The organism is Mesorhizobium sp. M0938 (genome assembly GCF_040319125.1).
GTDB lineage: Bacteria > Pseudomonadota > Alphaproteobacteria > Rhizobiales > Rhizobiaceae > Mesorhizobium > Mesorhizobium robiniae.
Genome location: NZ_JAMYNS010000012.1, coordinates 13,842 through 29,522, shown reverse-complemented (window position 1 = coordinate 29,522; position 15,681 = coordinate 13,842). Strand labels below are relative to the sequence as shown.

Genomic DNA, 15,681 nt, shown 5'->3' with positions numbered 1-15,681 from the left:
GCGTCATGCACGCAGTGATGCCGGCTGGATCCTAGGATTAGACGAAGACCATCAGGTGATGATCGACTATCCGGTCGCAGTCGCCGCATTCATGGCCGCACGCATCGTTCGAAGGCGGCCAAAGCGTCTTTCAAATTCGGAAGGCGAAAATTGCTTCACAAAACCGTTCAGTTCGGCGTTCGGTAAAGCTCGGATGCGGCCTCTCTCAGCGCGCGCCGGCTCTCCGGCCTGAAATACATCATGTGACCGCCCTCCAGCAGGTCGACGCGGATGGGCTTTGCGCCAGGAAGCGAAGGAACCTGGCCGACAAGGTAGCGTGACACCAAATAGGGTGTCACCAGGTCGGTGTAGCCGTTGACGATCAAAACGCCGAGGCCGGGGTTCAACGCGCGCGCCTGCTGAAGGTCATCCATCACGCCGACATAGCCCTGGCGCGTCGGGCTCGTCCCGTAATCCCAATTGCCGCTGATTTCACGGTTGAGAAGCCGGTAACTTAGATCGGTGCGGAATTTCAATTCCTCACTGATATAGCCGACAAAGGCCGAAGTGAGCACCGGCACGCTTCGATCGAGCACTGGATCAGGGCCGCTATACCTCAGGCTTTCCGGGGCGATGTCCGCCGTTTCGATCGTGCCGTCATAGGCGCTGAGAACATTGCCCCTTGCCCGGGCAAACTCCCTGGCGAAGAGTGCGGTGGGAATGCGTGCAAAGTTTCGTTTGACGAGTTCGAGCGGCAGGCCGGTGATTTCGGCCACGCGCGGGCTCGCCAAGCGCCCACCCTCTTCGAGCCCGCCGGCAAGCGCAACGAGATAGTCGCCAAGCGCATAGCGTTCGACATCGGCCAACCGCTCTTGCAGCTCGGAACCGGTAACGCCTTCACTGCGCAGGCGCACCGCCGCCAGCGACGGGAGCTCGAGCGCCCAGTGGAGCGGCTGGAACTCGTCTGGCCGCACGAGGGTGAATTCAAGCGCCGGCGAGATGAGCACGATACCGCTCGGACTGATGCCGATATCTTCCTGAAGCGTCTTGGCAAGCAGCGCCGCTCGAAACCCGCCATAGCTTTCGCCAGCAAGAAACACCGGCGACGCGGTGCGGCCCGCCTGTGCCAGATAAAGCCTGATGAAGGCGCCCATCGAGGCGGCGTCCTGGTTGACGCCCCAGAAGCTGCGTGCCTCGGTGCCGGGTGCTTCGCGGCTGTAACCGGTTCCGACCGGGTCGACAAAGACCAGGTCGGTCATGTCGAGCCATGTGTTCGGGTTGTCCAAAAGCTTCTGCGGCGATGGAAGAAAGCTTCCATTAGCCGCCGTCGCCATGACGCGTGGACCGAGCGCGCCGAGATGCAGATAGGCGGAAGCCGCGCCCGGACCACCGTTGAATACGAACGTGATCGGGCGCTTGGGATCAGGCTCCCGGCTTGGCTCGGGACGCAGTGTGTAGGCGACATGAAAAATTTCCGCGGTGACGTCGCCCTTGCCGGATAGCAACGACAGAGTGCCGGCCTTTGCCTGGTAGTTCAGCGTACGCCCCGCGATCACGATCGAATGATCGGAGATCTGGGGCGGCGGAAGCAGCGACAGAACGCCACCCGAAGGCGACGGCCGCTCGGCCACTTCCGCATGGCCGGCTGGAACGCCGCCAACCAGCAGCAGCATAGCGAGGGTGATTTCTAGCAGCTTGGTACGCATGACGACTCCGGGGCGGAAACGACTGGAAGCTACCACGCTGATGGCTCAGCCGAAATCACAGGACCGTGCGTGCCCTGGGAGGACCGATGGCTTTAACGCACGATCTTCACGCACATCGGCGTGCCGACATCGATCGATCGCCCGGTGTCGGCCAGCCGGCCCGTGGCCGCGTCGCGCGCGAAAATCGAGATGCGGTCGGCGTTCTGATTGGCGGAGAAGAGGTGGCGGCCCGAGGGTGTCAGCGCCAGATTGCGCGGCGTGGCGCCCCCGCAGGACGTGTAATCGACCAGCGCAAGCGTGCCTGTTTCCTGGTCGACGGAAAACACCACGACGCTGTCGTGGCCGCGGTTGGATCCGTAGAGGAAGCGGCCGTCGGGCGAGATCTGGATGTCGGCGCAATGATTGCCGTCGCGCGCCGCGGCCGGCACGGCCGGCTTCGTGTCGATGACCGAGAGCCTTCCTGGCACATCGTCGAGCGCGAGCGACACTATCGTTGAATCCAGTTCGTTCATGACGAACACGAAGCGGCCGCCAGGATGCAGCGCCACGTGACGTGGGCCGGCGCCTGAGGCAAGCACCGACTCCGCCAGTCTGGTCAGGCTGCCATCAGGCCCGATGCGGTACGAGACAAGCCGATCGATGCCGAGATCGGCGACGATCGCCACGCCGCCGGCAACCGTCTCGGTGACGCTGTGAGCATGGGGGCGTTCCTGACGAGCTGTGTCAGGACCAGTTCCGGCATGGGCGACGCTCGACAAGGGTGCGGTCAGGCCACCATCCTCGCGCAATCCATAGACAACGACCGAGCGATCGGGACCGCCTTCGCCCATGCCGTAATTGGCGACCAGCAGCTTCGTGCCGTCGCGCGTGATGGTGTTGTGCGCCGTGATGCTGCCGAGGCTGGGCTGCTTGTTGATGTAGGACAGCGCGGCGGTTTGCCTGTTGAAGCGGTAGGCCGAGACCACGCCTTCACGCCAGGCGAACACTTCGGAGTTGGCATAGATGTGGGAACCGTCCGGCGTCACCGACAGGAAGGTCGGATTGTCGACGTCACCCGTTTCGGCCAACTTCCTCGTCTCCAGCGTTTCTTCGTCGAAGCTGTAGACACCCAGCCCGACACCGCGCGCGCCCTGAAAATAAGGCGCCTCGCGGTTGAGGCTGCCCACGAAGACCAGACAGGCATTCTGCATCAAATCCTCCCTTGTTCCGCCGGCGTTGCCCGCTGCGGATCCGAGCAAAATTTCGCCTGTTCACGCTTGCAACACAACCCCATATGTGAAAATAGTATTCACAAAAGAAGATTGACGGGAGGATCGATCATGCAATTCGCTGGTCCGCGGCGCGCCCGGACGGATGATCCATGCTTCCAACGGATACCGTCATGACTGGTTTCGCGCCGACCGTCGGCGTGGCGTCGACACATCCCGCCAACATGCCGAAGGACCACGCCGATCTCCCGGTCTGGAACGCGGAGAACTGGTTCTACGAGGACTGGCCGGTCGGCCAGAAAATCCGTTCGCTACGCAGGACCATGGCCGAGGGCGATAGCCACCTTTTCAACGCGCTGGTGCTCGATATCCACCCTTACGTGCAGGACCAGATGTTCGCCGAAACGGAAGGCATATTCGGCAAGCGCCTGGTCGCCGGCGCCTTCGTGTTCTCGGCCGGGCTCGGGCTCGTTGCCACCAATTGCATCAACGCCTTCTCCTATGGCTACGACAAACTGCGCTTCATCAAGCCGGTGTTCATCGGCGACACGATCTATTCGATCCGCTCCAATCTCGACAAGAAACCCAAATACAAAGAGATGGGTCTGATCCGCGCCAGCTATGAAGTCTTCAAGGGTGAAGGAGAGCTCGTGCTTTATTGCGAGCACCTGCAGACGGTGAAATATCGCAATCCGGCCGATTTCGCCGGCAAGACGGAGAAATAGGCGATGGCCGCCACTACCGAATTGCCGCTGACCGGGCTCGTCGTCGTCGACATGAGCCAGTTCCTGTCGGGCCCTTACTGCTCGCTGCGGCTGCTCGACCTCGGTGCCCGCGTCATCAAGATCGAGCGGCCGGACGGCGGTGACCTGTCGCGCCGGCTTTATCTCAGCGACACCGAGATCGGCGGCGATTCCACAATCTTCCATGCCATCAACCGGGCCAAGGAAAGTCTCGCCATCGACCTCAAGGACGAGGCCGACCTTGCGGCGCTGCGCGGCCTGCTGGCCAAGGCCGACGTGCTGATCCAGAACTTTCGGCCAGGCGTCATCGAGCGCCTGGGCCTCGACTATGAGGCGGTGCGCAAGATCAACCCACGTCTGGTCTACGCCTCGATCAGCGGCTATGGCGAGGAAGGCCCCTGGGTCAAGCGGCCTGGGCAGGATTTGCTGGCGCAAGCCCGTTCCGGCGTGATGTGGCTGAACGGCGACGAGGACCAGGGACCGGTGCCCTTCGGCCTGGCGATCGCCGACATGCTGGCGGGTTCCGCCGCCGCGCAAGGCATCCTTGCCGCATTGGTGCGGCGCGGCGTGACCGGCACCGGCAGCCATGTCGAGACCAGCCTGCTCGAAGCGCTGGTCGACTTCCAGTTCGAGGTGCTGACCACGCATCTCAATGACGGCCGCCGCCTGCCGCGGCGATCGGCCTTCCGCAGCGCCCATGCCTATCTGTCGGCGCCCTACGGCGTCTATCCGGCCAAGGACGGCTATCTGGCGATCGCCATGACGCCGATCCCGAAGCTCGCCGATCTTCTGGGGCTCGCAGAGCTAGCGCCCTACCGCGACCAGCCGTCGACATGGTTCACCGCCCGTGACGAGATCAAGGCGATCATCGCGCAACAAATCTCGACGAAGACGGTCGACGAATGGCTCGCCATCCTCGAGCCTGCCGACATCTGGTGCGCCAAGGTGCTGACCTGGCCGGAGATGATGGCCAGCGAGGGCTTTCAGGTGCTCGACATGCTGCAGACGGTGACGCGCGAGGATGACGTCTCGATCCTCACCACGCGCTCCCCGCTCCGGGTCGATGGCGTCCGCGCCAAGGTCGAGCGCGCCGCGCCACGCATCGGCGAGCACAGCGCAAAGATCCGCAAGGAGTTCGGGCTGTGAGCGACGTGAGGCTCAAAGGCATGACCTGGAGCCATCCGCGCGGCTACGATCCTATGGTCGCCTGTTCGGCGCTGTGGAAGGAACGGACCGGCGTTACCATCGAATGGGATAAGCGCTCGCTGCAGGATTTCGAATCCTTCCCGGTCGAGGAATTGGCCCGTGCCTACGATCTGATCGTCATCGATCATCCGCATGTCGGCCAGATCACCGCCGAGAATTGCCTGGCGCCGCTCGATGTCGCGGGCCGTGAAGCGGAGCGTGCGGCACTGGCGGCGGGCAGCGTCGGACGATCCTATCCGAGCTACAACTGGCAAGGCCGGCAGTGGGCGTTTCCGATCGATACGGCGAGCCAGGTGCAGGCGTGGCGGCCGGACATGCTTTCTGCCGCCCCGACGAACTGGCCCGACGTGCTCGACCTGGCGCGGCAGGGCCGCGTGCTGTTGCCGCTGAGGCCGCCGCATTCGCTGATGGTGTTCTACACGCTTGCCGGCAATCTCGGCCGGCCGGCCACCGAAGAGCCTGGCGATCACATCGATCCGGCAACGGGCAGCCGCGTTTTCGAGATGATGCGTGAGATCACGGCTCTCGTCGACCCGGCCTGCCTTGGCATGGACCCTATCGACGTCCTGGAGGAAATGGCCAGATCCGGCTCGCGGATCGCCTGTGCGCCGCTGATCTATGGCTATGTCTCCTATGCCATTGCCGGGTTCCGGACCAACAGCCTGGCCTTCGCGGACATCCCGGCCGTCGGCAATGCCGGCCCGGTCGGCTCGGCGCTGGGCGGAACCGGCATTGCCGTGTCGGCCTTTTCGAAGGCCAAGCAGGCGGCCATCGACTTTGCCTACTGGATCGCCAGCCGCGAGGTGCAGCAAGGTCTCTATGCCGCGGCCGGCGGCCAGCCCGGCCATGCCGCGGCCTGGGACGATACGGCCGTCAATGCAGCCGCCGGCAATTTCTACAAGGATACGCGCGCCACACTCGAAGGCGCCTGGGTCAGGCCACGGCACGATGGCTACATGGCCTTCCAGCAGGCTGCGTCCGATCGCATCAATCTCGGCCTGACCGAAAAGCACGATGCCGGCCGCGTCGTCGCCGATCTCAATCGCCTGTTTCTGGAGAGTTTCCCGTTGCGGGTGTCCGGCGCTGCCGGTGGAGGAGCCTGAAACAACTTAAATGGAGGAGAACATGAACAGCCTGATCCGCAGCCTTATGGCTGCGACCGCCCTTGCATCGATCACGACAATTGCCTGCGCCCAGGACGTTTCGGGCGTAATCGGTGGACTGCCGAGCGAACTGAAGGCGCAATATGACGGCGCGCCGCAGACAATCCTGCCATCGGCGTGGGACAATTTCACGCCGCCGGCGAAGCCGTGGAAATGGTGCCACTCGGAATCCTACCAGGGCAATCCGTGGCGGGTCACCGTCACCAAGGAGTTGAAGCGGCTTGTCGAAAGACTGATCGCCGACGGCACGGTGGCGAGCTTCGAAGTGTCGGATTCCAACAATGATGCCAGCCAGCAGATCAACCAGATCCGCGCCTTCATCGACAAGAAATGCTCTATCATCACCTCGATCCCCGGCTCGGCGACTGCACTGGACGACGCCATCGATGCCGCCGCCAAAGCCGGCATCCCCTTCATCACCGCGGCTGGGTCGGTGACTAGCCCGAATGCCATCAATGTCGATTCCAACTATGCCCGCTGGGGCTACGACATGATGACGGCGATCGGCAAGGCAATACCGGACGGCGGCAGCGTGCTTCTGGTCGAAGGCATCGCCGGTCATCCGATCGTCGTGCAGGAGCGTCAGGGCGCCGACAAGGCGCTGGCCGAGAACCCTAAGCTCAAGGTCTCGCGCAGCGTCAACGGCAACTGGACGGCGAACGTCACCAAGACGACCGTGCTGCAGGCGATCGCCACCAATCCGGCGCCGATCGATGCGGTGTGGACGACGGGTAGCGAAAGCCGCGTCGTCGCCGAGGCCTTTGCCGAAGCCGGCCGCCCTGCCCCGCTCATCACCGGCTCGATCACCGGCGACGCGCTCGGCTACTGGAAAGCCAATCCGGACAAATATCGCTTCGAAGGCCATGCAGTTCTGCCGCACTGGACCGCCGAGACATTGTTCCGCATCGGAGCGCGTATGCTCGACGGACAAAAGCCAAAGCTCAACACGCTGCTGATCCCGATTCCGCCGGTCCACAATGCCGATCTCGGTACCTGGTACAAGGACTGCATGACGGCGGACGCCGTCTCGATCTTCCCGGTTCCGCCGCAAGATCCGATGCCGGAAGAATGGCTCGATGCCTATTTCGCCAATCCGGCGCCGACCAAGGGCTGGGATTATTCGAAGGTGCCGGACGCCTGCGCCAAGTAAGTTCATGAAGCCGGCTCCGCGCAGGCGGCGCCGGCTTTTCCCTATCAGGAATCCCTTATGCTGGAAGTCCAGGGTGTCTCGAAGCGCTACGGCGAAACGATCGCTCTCGCGAATGCCTCCATCGCGTTCCGCGCCGGCACGATCCACACCATCCTCGGCGAGAATGGTTCGGGCAAGAGCACCCTGGTCAAGCTGCTGTCGGGAATTGTCCAGCCGGACAGCGGCACGATCCTGCTCGACGGAGCGCCCTTTGCCGGCTTCGGGCCGGCGGCGTTCCAGGCTGCCGGTTTCGCCACCGTGTTCCAGGAAGTGCTGATCGCGCCTGACCGTTCGGTGACGGATAACATCCTGCTCGGCCTCGACGGCTTGCTGACGCGCACCGTGCCACGCGCCGAGCGGCGGCAGCGCGCGCAAGCGGTGCTGAGACAGTTCGCGGTGACCGAGATCCCGCTCGACCAGTTGGCCGGGCAATTGCCGCTGGCGGTCCAGCAGCTGGTCGTGCTTGCCCGTGCCGTAGTCCGCAATCCGCGCATTCTCATTCTCGACGAGGTCACCGCCGCGCTCGACTTCGCCGACCGCGAGGCGGTTTTCGCCATGATGCGCAAGCTTGCCTCGGAAGGCTGCCTGATCCTGTTCATCACCCATCGCATGGACGAGGTGATGGCGCTTTCCGACCGGATTTCCGTGCTGCGCGGCGGCAGCGTGGTGACGACCGAGGAACGCGGCACGTCCACCGCAGCCGAGCTTCTCAAGGCGATGGCACCACGCACGGCGGCGGAGTTGGCTCATGGCTGAGCGCGCCAGCCTTTCGGTGCGCGGCGTGGTGATCGCGCCGGGCGCAAGCCCCGTGACATTGACGATTGCGCCGGGCGAGATCGTGGGTCTTGCCGGTCTCGACGGCCATGGGCAGGAGAGATTCCTGAAAGTGCTGGCCGGGCTGGACCGGCCGGCCGCCGGCGATGTGACCATCGATGCGCGCGCGATCACCAGCTTCCGCAAAGCCGTCGCCAGCGGCATCGCCTATTTGCCGCGCGACCGGCGCGCCACCGGCATCTTTCCGACCCAGTCGGTGCTCGACAATTTTGCCGTCTCGACACTGTCGCGCGACATGCGTTTCGGTCTGCTCGACTTCACTGCGCGGCGGCGGCGCTACGAGGCCTACCGCGAAAAACTCTCCATCGTCGCGCCGCGGCCGGATGCCTCGATCACCACGCTGTCCGGCGGCAACCAGCAGAAAGTGCTGCTGGCCAGGGCGCTGGCGCTGGAGCCGGCGATCCTGCTCCTCAACGATCCGACGCGCGGTGTCGACGTGGCGACGCGCCATGTTCTCTACGATGTCTTCCGGGGACTGGCGGCGGACGGCATGGCTCTGGTCATCCTGTCGAGCGAGATCGAGGAGATCCTCCTGCTTTGCCATCGCGTGCTGGTTTTCCGCGAACAGCAGGTGGCGGCCGAAATCACCGGAGACGAGATGAAAAGCGATACGGTGATCGCCGCCATGTTCGGACGCGCGGCATGAGCGGGTTACGGCGCATGGCGGAGCGATGGCGTGGCGCGGGCTTCGCGACCGTGCTGCTGGTCATCCTGATCGCGGTCAATCTGCTGCTCAATCCGACACGCTTCCATCCTTCCGCCTGGGGCGCGCTGATCGGGCTCGCCGCGCCATTGATCGGCGCAGCACTTGCCTCGGCTCCAGTCATCCTGGCCGGGCGTGGCGGCATCGACATTTCCGTCGGGCCGCTGATGGGCTTCGTCAATGCGATCGTGATCCAGCTGCTGTTTCTCAAGCTCGGCATGTCTTCGCCGCTGGTCATCGTGCCGGCAGCGCTTTTGATTGGCGCGATCATCGGTGCCGCCAACGGCTTTTTGGCGACCGTCGTTCGCATCCAGCCGATCGTCGCCACGCTCGGCACCTATCTGATCCTGACCGGCATGACGCTGACCATCCTGCCGGCGCCGATCGGCCCGGCGCCGGTCTGGCTGAAGGCTATGGCGGGGCCCTGGTCGGCACTGCCGCTGGCGCTGATCTTCCTGTTCTGGTGGCTGGTGCGGCGCACGCCTTACTACGACCAGCTGATGGCGGTGGGCAGCGACGACCGCGCCGCTTACACGGCCGGCGTTCCGGTCACCAAAGTCCGTTTCATCGCCTATGTCATAACAGGCATTCTCGCCGCCTGCGCGGGCCTGATGCTGACGGCGCTGATCGGTTCGGCCGATCCCAATATCGGACCGACCTACACGCTGATCGCCATCGCCGCGGTGGCGCTCGGCGGCGTCAGCCTTGCCGGCGGGCGCGGCGGACTTCTAGGCGCCGCGATCGGCGCCATCGACATCTTCCTGCTGCAGAGCGTGCTGACCGCCTTCAACGTCTCCACCTATGTGCTGCAGATCGCCTATGGGGTCATTCTGGTCGTGGCCGTCATCATGACGGCGCTGCAGGAACGGCTCTCGGGACGGAAAGGCTGAGAAGCATGAGCCAGACCTGGTTTCAGTCCACCAATGCCCGCGTCGCCGGCGCTTTTGCGGTCGCTGCCGCCTTGCAGATTGTCGGCACGCTGCTCATCCCGGGGTATTCCGCGCCGTTTGCCATCCGTGCGCTGCTGGTCATCGCTTCGCTGCTGGCGGTGGCATCGATCGGCCAAACGCTCGTCGTCATTCTCGGCGGCATCGACCTGTCGATTCCCTTCATCATCGGCTTCGCCAATGTCGTTGCGGCACAGCTCTACGGCGCCGGCTGGAATTTTGCTTTTGTCTGCGTCATTGTCGGCGTACTCGCCATCCTGATCGGGGCGCTGAACGGCCTGATCTCGCGCGGGCTCGACATCCACCCGCTGATCGTCACGCTCGGCGTCGGCATGATCGTGCAAGGCGCCGTCCTGCTATGGACCGGCGGCTTTCCATCCGGATCGGCGCCTGCAGCCGTTTCCGCCTTCGTCTCGATTGGCGGTTCGGTCGGACCGCTGCCGGTGCCGGCGCTGGTGCCATGCGTGGTGGTGCTGACCTTGCTGGTGGCGCTGGTGCTGGCACGCACGCCCTATGGCCGCCGCCTCTATGCGCTCGGCAGCAATCCCGGGGCTGCCCCGCTGGCGCTGATCGATCCGGTCCGCATGTGGATGGTGACCTATGCCGCAAGCGCCTTCTTCGCCGCTGCCGCCGGTGTGCTGCTGCTCGGCTTCACCGGTTCGGCCTATGGCGATGTCGGCCAGCCCTATCTGTTCCAGACCATCGCGGCGGTCGTGGTCGGCGGCGCCGCCCTTGTCGGCGGCCGCGGCAATTACTTCGGCACCATCGCCGGCGTGCTGGTGCTGACGGAAATCAACACGCTGCTGATCGGCCTCGGCTTCCGGCCCTCGACCGTGCAGGCAGCACTTGGCCTGGTCATCGTGCTGCTGGTTTCGCTCTACGGACGCGAGCGGCACGTCTCGGCGACAATCTGAGGCGGCTTACAAGCTCCAAAGCCGCTTCGCGTTGCCGGACAGCAGCTTCGTCCGCTCGCTGTCACTTGCGCCGCCAAGCACCGCATGCGTCGCCGCCACCCAGGTCGCTAGTCCGCCGCCAAGCGTGCAGACCGGCCAGTCGCTGCCCCAGACGACGCGACCCCAGCCGAAACAGCCGATCGTGTGTTCGACATAAGGGCGCAGGGTTTCAACCGTCCAGGAACCGGCATCCGCATAGGCGACCACGCCGGAGATCTTGCCGACGACGTTCGGACGCCGCGCGATCTCCGTCATATGCTCGCGCCATGGGTGCTCACCATCCCCTTTGATGTCGGGCACGCCGCAATGGTCGAGCACGAACTGCACGTCCGGCGCGAGATCGGCGAGGGCGATCGCTCTTGGGATTTGATGCGGCAGAACGACGAGATCGAAGGTCAGGCCGGTGCCGGCAAGCCGCTTGATATTTTCGCGAAACAGCGCGCCTTCCGACAGCTCGTCCGGCATGACGTGCAGCACACGGCGGAAACCCTTGACGAAGGGATCGGCGCGCTGTGTCTCCAGATAGGCGGCAAAGCTAGGCTCTTCCGGTCGGCAGGAGGCGATTGCGCCGCGCAACAGACCACCCCTCTGTTGTGACAGCGCCTTCACATGGCTGGTCTCGGCCTCGATGTCGGCTGGATCGACATCGACCTCCATGTGCAACGCGCCCTCTATGCCGGCGCGGCGAGCCTGGACTGCATATTCGTCGTGGGAAAAATCGCGATTGAGCGCCGGCACGCCGGAGAGCCAGGGATAGCGTAGCGCCGACTGGTCGATCAGGTGCAGATGGGTATCGAAGATCATGACGGCGCGCTCCTCCTCTGGCGTTTCAGGATCATCTCACGGAGAAATTCTTCATTCAAATAAGAATTCACTTCGAGTTGACGGCCCATCCCGCCAGTTGCGAGAGCTTTTCGCTCGCCGCCCGCAGCAATTCGATTGTCCTGGTAATGTCGGGCGCCTTGGGGGCATTGACCAGCGTTATATAGGGGATCGACAGCGCCGCGATTGCCCTGCCGTCGGAGCCAAGAACGGGTGCCGTCAAATTGAACACGCCGGCGGTCTGCAGCGACGCCATCATTTCGTAGCCGCGCTCACGGACCTGGTCGAGGCGGGCAAAGAACTCCGGTGACTGAGGCGGCCTGTCGGTGCTGCGCAGATATTCGGAGATCATCATCTGCCGCTCTTCCGGCGAGCGGAAGGCCAGCAGCACATGTCCGGAGCCGGTGTCGAACAGGCTGATATGCGAGCCGACGCGGATCGAGATGCCCCAGTAGTCAGGAGCCTCCTGCTGCGCGATCACCACGGCGGAACCGCGGTCGAAGACGACAAGCTGGTTTGCCTGCTGCGAGGTTTCGGCAAGCTCGCGCATCAGCGGCGTCGCGTAGGAAACCAGCCGTCGCACCGGCGCGTGCAACTGCGCCAGGCCAAACAGCTTGAGCGTCAGCGAATAACGATCGCCGTCGGGCCGCGTGACGTAGCCTCGTCGCACCAGCCGGTCCAGCATGCGGTAGAACTCGTTGGGGCTGCGGTCGAGCTTCTTGGCGATTTCCGCTTGCGTCAAGCCGCCGTCGACGCCGGCCAGAAGCTCGAGAATGTCGAGCCCCTTATCCAGCGCCGGGGCACGATATCGGTCATCGTCCTCGTCCTCCGCCATATTCGCTCCCCAGTGAATTTCGACTTTCATATACGCACAATAGCCAGCATCCGGAAAGAACTTTCAACTTGACGGCTGCATAAATGTTTTGTTTGTATATGAATGAAGCGCTGCAGTCGGATCGATACGAGTTCGCCGACACAGGCTTTTGGGAGGAACCAAATGACCAGATTGTTTTACGGCCTATCGGCCGGCGTGGCGCTGCTTGCGCTTGGTGCGGGCACTGCTTTTGCTGCCGAACTGCCCGGCAAGTTCGACGGCGTCACCATCGACGCCAAGCTGATCGGCGGCCAGCAATATGAAGGGCTCTACGCGCGCATCGGGGAATGGGAAAAGCTGACCGGCGCCAAGGTCAACGTGATCTCGAAGAAGAACCACTTCGAGCTCGACAAGGAAATCAAGTCGGACATCGCGTCCGGCAGCATCAACTGGTGCGTCGGCTCGAACCATTCGTCCTTTGCGCCGCAATATCCTGACATCTACACCGATCTCAACGCACTGCTGCCCAAGGAGGAAGTCGCCGCCTTCGTGCCGTCGACGATCAAGGCCTCGACGCTCGACGGAAAGCTGGTGATGCTGCCGCGCGCGCAGTTCGACGTCTCGGCGCTCTACTACCAGAAGAGCCTTTACCAGGACGAAGCCAAGAAGACCGCCTACAAGGCCAAGTACGGTACCGAACTGGTGCCGCCCGACACCTGGGACGAGGTTGCCCAGCAGGCGGAATTCTTCGCCAGCCCGCCGGATTTCTATGGCACCCAGTTCGCCGGCAAGGAAGAGGCGATCAACGGCCGCTTCTACGAGATGCTCATCGCCGATGGCGGCGAATATCTCGACAAGGACGGCAAGCCCGCCTTCAACTCGGAAGCAGGGGTGCAGGCGCTCGACTGGTTCGTCAATCTCTACAAGGCCAAGGCGGTGCCGGCCGGCACCACCAATTATCTCTGGGACGATCTCGGCCAGGGCTTTGCCTCGGGCACCGTCGCCATCAATCTCGACTGGCCGGGCTGGGCAGGGTTCTTCAACGATCCGAAATCATCGAAGGTCGCCGGCAATGTCGGGGTGAAGGTGGCGCCGAAGGGTTCGGCCGGCATTCGCACCGGCTGGTCGGGGCATCACGGGTTTTCGGTCACCGAAAACTGCGCCAGCAAGGAAGCCGCGGCATCTTTGGTCTGGTTCCTGACCAACGAGGACAGCCAGAAGCTTGAAGCTGCAAGCGGACCACTGCCGACCCGCACCGCGGTGTGGGACTGGGACATCCAGCAAGCGGCTGGCGATCCTTACAAGACGGAGGTGCTGGCGGCTTTCCAGGAACAGGCAAAGCACGCTTTCGCCGTGCCGCAGACGCCTGAATGGATCGAAATCTCCAACGCCGTTTATCCCGAGTTGCAGGCGGCCATCCTCGGCGACAAGACCTCCAAGCAGGCTCTGGACGACGCTGCCGCCAAAGCCACCCAGATCCTCGAAGACGCCGGCAAGCTTTGACATCTCCCACGGGGGCGCTGCGCTTATCGAAGAGCGGCGCCCCCGAACCATTTCTAGACCGACCATGCGCAACACGCTTTGTCTCGATCCGAGCTCGCCGATGAGGGCCTTCGGTGTCCGGGCACCAACCAGAACCGGATCGACATGAAAGGCTGGAAACCCTCGCCGCCATTGCTGCTGCTGCTTCCGGCGGTCATCGTGCTGGCGGCGGTGGTGGTGTTGCCGCTGCTGCTTTCGCTCTACTCCAGCTTCACGCCGTTCCGGCTGACCAAGCCGGAGACACTCTGGGTCTTCATCGGCGCACGCAATTACGTCAACATCCTGAGCAACGGGGATTTCTGGATCGCCTTCGCCCGCACCGTGGTGCTGCTGACGGTCGCGCTCAATCTGGAAATGCTGATCGGGCTGGGGCTGGCGCTGCTGGTGGAGAAGGCGTCGCGCGGACAGCGGGTGCTGCGCACCATCATGATGTTCCCGATGATGTTTTCGCCGATCCTGGTCGGCTTCCAGTTCAAATTCATGTTCAACGACAATATCGGCCTGGTGAACAACGCCTTGCAGGCGCTCGGCCTGACCGACCGCGCCATCCCGTGGCTGATCGACGGCAATCTCGCCTTTATTGCCATCCTCACCGCCGAAATCTGGTCGTCGACTTCCGTGTTCGCGATCCTGATCCTTGCCGGGTTGCTGGCGATGCCGCGCGAACCGGTCGAGGCAGCCCGCGTCGACGGCTGCACGCCGTGGCAGACATTTCGTTATGTCACCTGGCCTTTCATCATGCCGTTTGCTTTCATCGCCATGACCATCCGCTCGCTCGACGTCGCGCGCGCCTATGACATCGTCAAGATCATGACCGACGGCGGTCCCGCCGGCCGCACCGAACTCGTATGGACGCTCGTCGCCCGCACCGCCTACAGCGACGCCAGGATGGGCATGGCCAACGCCATGGCCTATTTCTCGATCCTGCTGTCGATCCTGTTCACCGTCTATTTCTACCGCAAGCTTGCCGCGGCGCGCACGCAGATCGCGGCGGAGTGGTGAAGATGGATCAGAACAGCCTGCATCGCGTCCGCAACAAGGCGCTCGGCATCGCTCACGGCGTCGGATTGTTCTTGGCCATGCTGGTAATCTGCCTGCCCGGCATCTGGATCGTGCTGTCGTCGCTGCGACCGACCGTCGAGATCATGGCCAAGCCGCCGGTGTGGATCCCGCAGGAACTTTCGCTCGACGCCTACGTCGCCATGTTCAGCGGCGTCGGCAAGGGCGGCATCCCGGTGCTCGACTATTTCCGCAATTCGCTGATCGTCTCGGTAACCTCGACGGTGATCGCCATCGCCATCGGCATGGCCGGCGGCTATGCCTTTGCGCGCTATCGCTTCCGTGCCAAGTCGGCGATGTTCCTCGGCCTGATGCTGACGCGCACAGTGCCCGGCATCGCGCTGTCGCTGCCGCTGTTCTTCGTCTTTGCGCGGCTCGGGATCATCGACACGCATTTCGGGCTGATCCTGGTCTATGTCGCACTCAACGTGCCCTTCACCATCTGGCTGATCGACGGCTTTTTCCGCCAGGTGCCGAAAGACCTTGCCGAGGCGGCACAGATCGACGGCTGCACGCGCTGGCAGGCTTTTTGGCAGGTCGAGTTTCCGCTCGCCGGGCCTGGCATCGCCTCAGCCGGCATCTTTGCCTTCCTCACCTCGTGGAACGAGTTTGCGCTGGCCTCGCAGCTGACGCGCTCGATCAACTCCAAGACGCTGCCGGTCGGCCTGCTCGACTATACGGCCGAATTCACCATCGATTGGCGCGGCATGTGCGCACTGGCCGTGGTCATGATCATACCGGCGCTCACGCTTACCTTCATCGTCCAGAAACATCTCGTCGGCGGTCTCACCTCCGGCGCGGTGAAAGGCTGAC

The 15,681-nt window shown here is 63.5% G+C and carries 15 protein-coding genes; 11 read left to right on the top strand and 4 right to left on the bottom strand.

What is annotated here, in order from left to right; genetic code table 11:
• Nucleotides 1-167: 167 nt before the first annotated feature.
• Both NKH73_RS21185 and NKH73_RS21180 read right to left on the bottom strand, forming a co-directional pair.
• Nucleotides 168-1,685: a S10 family peptidase gene (locus NKH73_RS21185; RefSeq protein WP_352935824.1), complete on the bottom strand. Its 1,518-nt coding sequence runs from the start codon at nucleotides 1,683-1,685 to the stop codon at nucleotides 168-170.
• A gap of 92 nt (nucleotides 1,686-1,777) precedes the next feature.
• On the bottom strand, nucleotides 1,778-2,875 hold the full coding sequence (locus NKH73_RS21180) for a lactonase family protein (protein ID WP_352935822.1): 1,098 nt from the start codon (nucleotides 2,873-2,875) through the stop codon (nucleotides 1,778-1,780).
• A gap of 191 nt (nucleotides 2,876-3,066) precedes the next feature.
• Between NKH73_RS21180 and NKH73_RS21175 the strand changes: the two genes are divergently transcribed.
• From NKH73_RS21175 to NKH73_RS21140, 8 genes are read left to right on the top strand one after another with little or no spacing between them, the layout of a single operon-like run.
• Nucleotides 3,067-3,618: a MaoC family dehydratase gene (locus NKH73_RS21175; protein WP_352935819.1), complete on the top strand. Its 552-nt coding sequence runs from the start codon at nucleotides 3,067-3,069 to the stop codon at nucleotides 3,616-3,618.
• A 3-nt stretch (nucleotides 3,619-3,621) separates the two neighbouring features.
• Nucleotides 3,622-4,782, top strand: a complete 1,161-nt coding sequence (locus NKH73_RS21170) for a CaiB/BaiF CoA transferase family protein (RefSeq protein WP_352935817.1) — start codon at nucleotides 3,622-3,624, stop codon at nucleotides 4,780-4,782.
• Nucleotides 4,779-5,945, top strand: a complete 1,167-nt coding sequence (locus tag NKH73_RS21165; protein ID WP_352935815.1) for an extracellular solute-binding protein — start codon at nucleotides 4,779-4,781, stop codon at nucleotides 5,943-5,945. Before NKH73_RS21170 ends, NKH73_RS21165 begins: the two co-directional genes overlap by 4 nt.
• A gap of 22 nt (nucleotides 5,946-5,967) precedes the next feature.
• The gene (locus tag NKH73_RS21160) at nucleotides 5,968-7,155 is read left to right on the top strand and encodes an ABC transporter substrate-binding protein (protein ID WP_352935813.1); all 1,188 of its coding nucleotides are present in this window, start codon (nucleotides 5,968-5,970) and stop codon (nucleotides 7,153-7,155) included.
• Between the two features lie 57 nt (nucleotides 7,156-7,212).
• A complete protein-coding gene (locus tag NKH73_RS21155) occupies nucleotides 7,213-7,950 on the top strand; it encodes an ATP-binding cassette domain-containing protein (RefSeq protein WP_352935810.1) in 738 nt (245 codons plus the stop codon).
• Nucleotides 7,943-8,674, top strand: coding sequence for an ATP-binding cassette domain-containing protein (locus NKH73_RS21150; RefSeq protein WP_352935807.1), 732 nt, complete (start codon nucleotides 7,943-7,945; stop codon nucleotides 8,672-8,674). Before NKH73_RS21155 ends, NKH73_RS21150 begins: the two co-directional genes overlap by 8 nt.
• Nucleotides 8,671-9,621 carry an ABC transporter permease gene (locus NKH73_RS21145; RefSeq protein ID WP_352935804.1) on the top strand — a complete coding sequence of 317 codons (951 nt, stop codon included), beginning with the start codon at nucleotides 8,671-8,673 and terminating at the stop codon, nucleotides 9,619-9,621. The genes NKH73_RS21150 and NKH73_RS21145 overlap by 4 nt, the downstream gene beginning before the upstream one ends.
• Before the next feature lie 5 nt (nucleotides 9,622-9,626).
• Nucleotides 9,627-10,592, top strand: a complete 966-nt coding sequence (locus NKH73_RS21140; protein WP_352935801.1) for an ABC transporter permease — start codon at nucleotides 9,627-9,629, stop codon at nucleotides 10,590-10,592.
• 6 nt (nucleotides 10,593-10,598) lie between these two features.
• Here NKH73_RS21140 and NKH73_RS21135 read toward each other — a convergent pair whose 3' ends face one another.
• Complete coding sequence (locus NKH73_RS21135) at nucleotides 10,599-11,435, bottom strand: amidohydrolase family protein (RefSeq protein WP_352935798.1); 837 nt, start codon at nucleotides 11,433-11,435, stop codon at nucleotides 10,599-10,601.
• 67 nt (nucleotides 11,436-11,502) lie between these two features.
• Nucleotides 11,503-12,288 (bottom strand): IclR family transcriptional regulator, encoded by a 786-nt coding sequence (locus NKH73_RS21130; RefSeq protein WP_352935796.1) that lies wholly within the window; start codon nucleotides 12,286-12,288, stop codon nucleotides 11,503-11,505.
• A gap of 162 nt (nucleotides 12,289-12,450) precedes the next feature.
• Here NKH73_RS21130 and NKH73_RS21125 point away from each other — a divergent pair, with 162 nt between their 5' ends.
• The 3 genes from NKH73_RS21125 to NKH73_RS21115 all read left to right on the top strand — a co-directional run bounded on the left by NKH73_RS21125 (nucleotide 12,451) and on the right by NKH73_RS21115 (nucleotide 15,680).
• Nucleotides 12,451-13,770, top strand: a complete 1,320-nt coding sequence (locus NKH73_RS21125; protein ID WP_352935793.1) for a type 2 periplasmic-binding domain-containing protein — start codon at nucleotides 12,451-12,453, stop codon at nucleotides 13,768-13,770.
• A gap of 144 nt (nucleotides 13,771-13,914) precedes the next feature.
• On the top strand, nucleotides 13,915-14,811 hold the full coding sequence (locus tag NKH73_RS21120; RefSeq protein WP_352935790.1) for a carbohydrate ABC transporter permease: 897 nt from the start codon (nucleotides 13,915-13,917) through the stop codon (nucleotides 14,809-14,811).
• A gap of 2 nt (nucleotides 14,812-14,813) precedes the next feature.
• A complete protein-coding gene (locus tag NKH73_RS21115) occupies nucleotides 14,814-15,680 on the top strand; it encodes a carbohydrate ABC transporter permease (protein WP_352935787.1) in 867 nt (288 codons plus the stop codon).
• Nucleotide 15,681 lies beyond the last annotated feature (1 nt).

Bases quoted from the DNA above. Each gene is read 5' to 3' on its own strand.
- NKH73_RS21135 (WP_352935798.1), bottom strand. From the start codon at position 11,435: ATGATCTTCGATACCCATCTGCACCTGATCGACCAGTCGGCGCTACGC.
- NKH73_RS21140 (WP_352935801.1), top strand. From the start codon at position 9,627: ATGAGCCAGACCTGGTTTCAGTCCACCAATGCCCGCGTCGCCGGCGCT.
- NKH73_RS21125 (WP_352935793.1), top strand. From the start codon at position 12,451: ATGACCAGATTGTTTTACGGCCTATCGGCCGGCGTGGCGCTGCTTGCG.
- NKH73_RS21130 (WP_352935796.1), bottom strand. From the start codon at position 12,288: ATGGCGGAGGACGAGGACGATGACCGATATCGTGCCCCGGCGCTGGAT.
- NKH73_RS21175 (WP_352935819.1), top strand. From the start codon at position 3,067: ATGACTGGTTTCGCGCCGACCGTCGGCGTGGCGTCGACACATCCCGCC.
- NKH73_RS21115 (WP_352935787.1), top strand. From the start codon at position 14,814: ATGGATCAGAACAGCCTGCATCGCGTCCGCAACAAGGCGCTCGGCATC.
- NKH73_RS21155 (WP_352935810.1), top strand. From the start codon at position 7,213: ATGCTGGAAGTCCAGGGTGTCTCGAAGCGCTACGGCGAAACGATCGCT.
- NKH73_RS21150 (WP_352935807.1), top strand. From the start codon at position 7,943: ATGGCTGAGCGCGCCAGCCTTTCGGTGCGCGGCGTGGTGATCGCGCCG.
- NKH73_RS21145 (WP_352935804.1), top strand. From the start codon at position 8,671: ATGAGCGGGTTACGGCGCATGGCGGAGCGATGGCGTGGCGCGGGCTTC.
- NKH73_RS21180 (WP_352935822.1), bottom strand. From the start codon at position 2,875: ATGCAGAATGCCTGTCTGGTCTTCGTGGGCAGCCTCAACCGCGAGGCG.
- NKH73_RS21185 (WP_352935824.1), bottom strand. From the start codon at position 1,685: ATGCGTACCAAGCTGCTAGAAATCACCCTCGCTATGCTGCTGCTGGTT.
- NKH73_RS21120 (WP_352935790.1), top strand. From the start codon at position 13,915: ATGAAAGGCTGGAAACCCTCGCCGCCATTGCTGCTGCTGCTTCCGGCG.
- NKH73_RS21160 (WP_352935813.1), top strand. From the start codon at position 5,968: ATGAACAGCCTGATCCGCAGCCTTATGGCTGCGACCGCCCTTGCATCG.
- NKH73_RS21170 (WP_352935817.1), top strand. From the start codon at position 3,622: ATGGCCGCCACTACCGAATTGCCGCTGACCGGGCTCGTCGTCGTCGAC.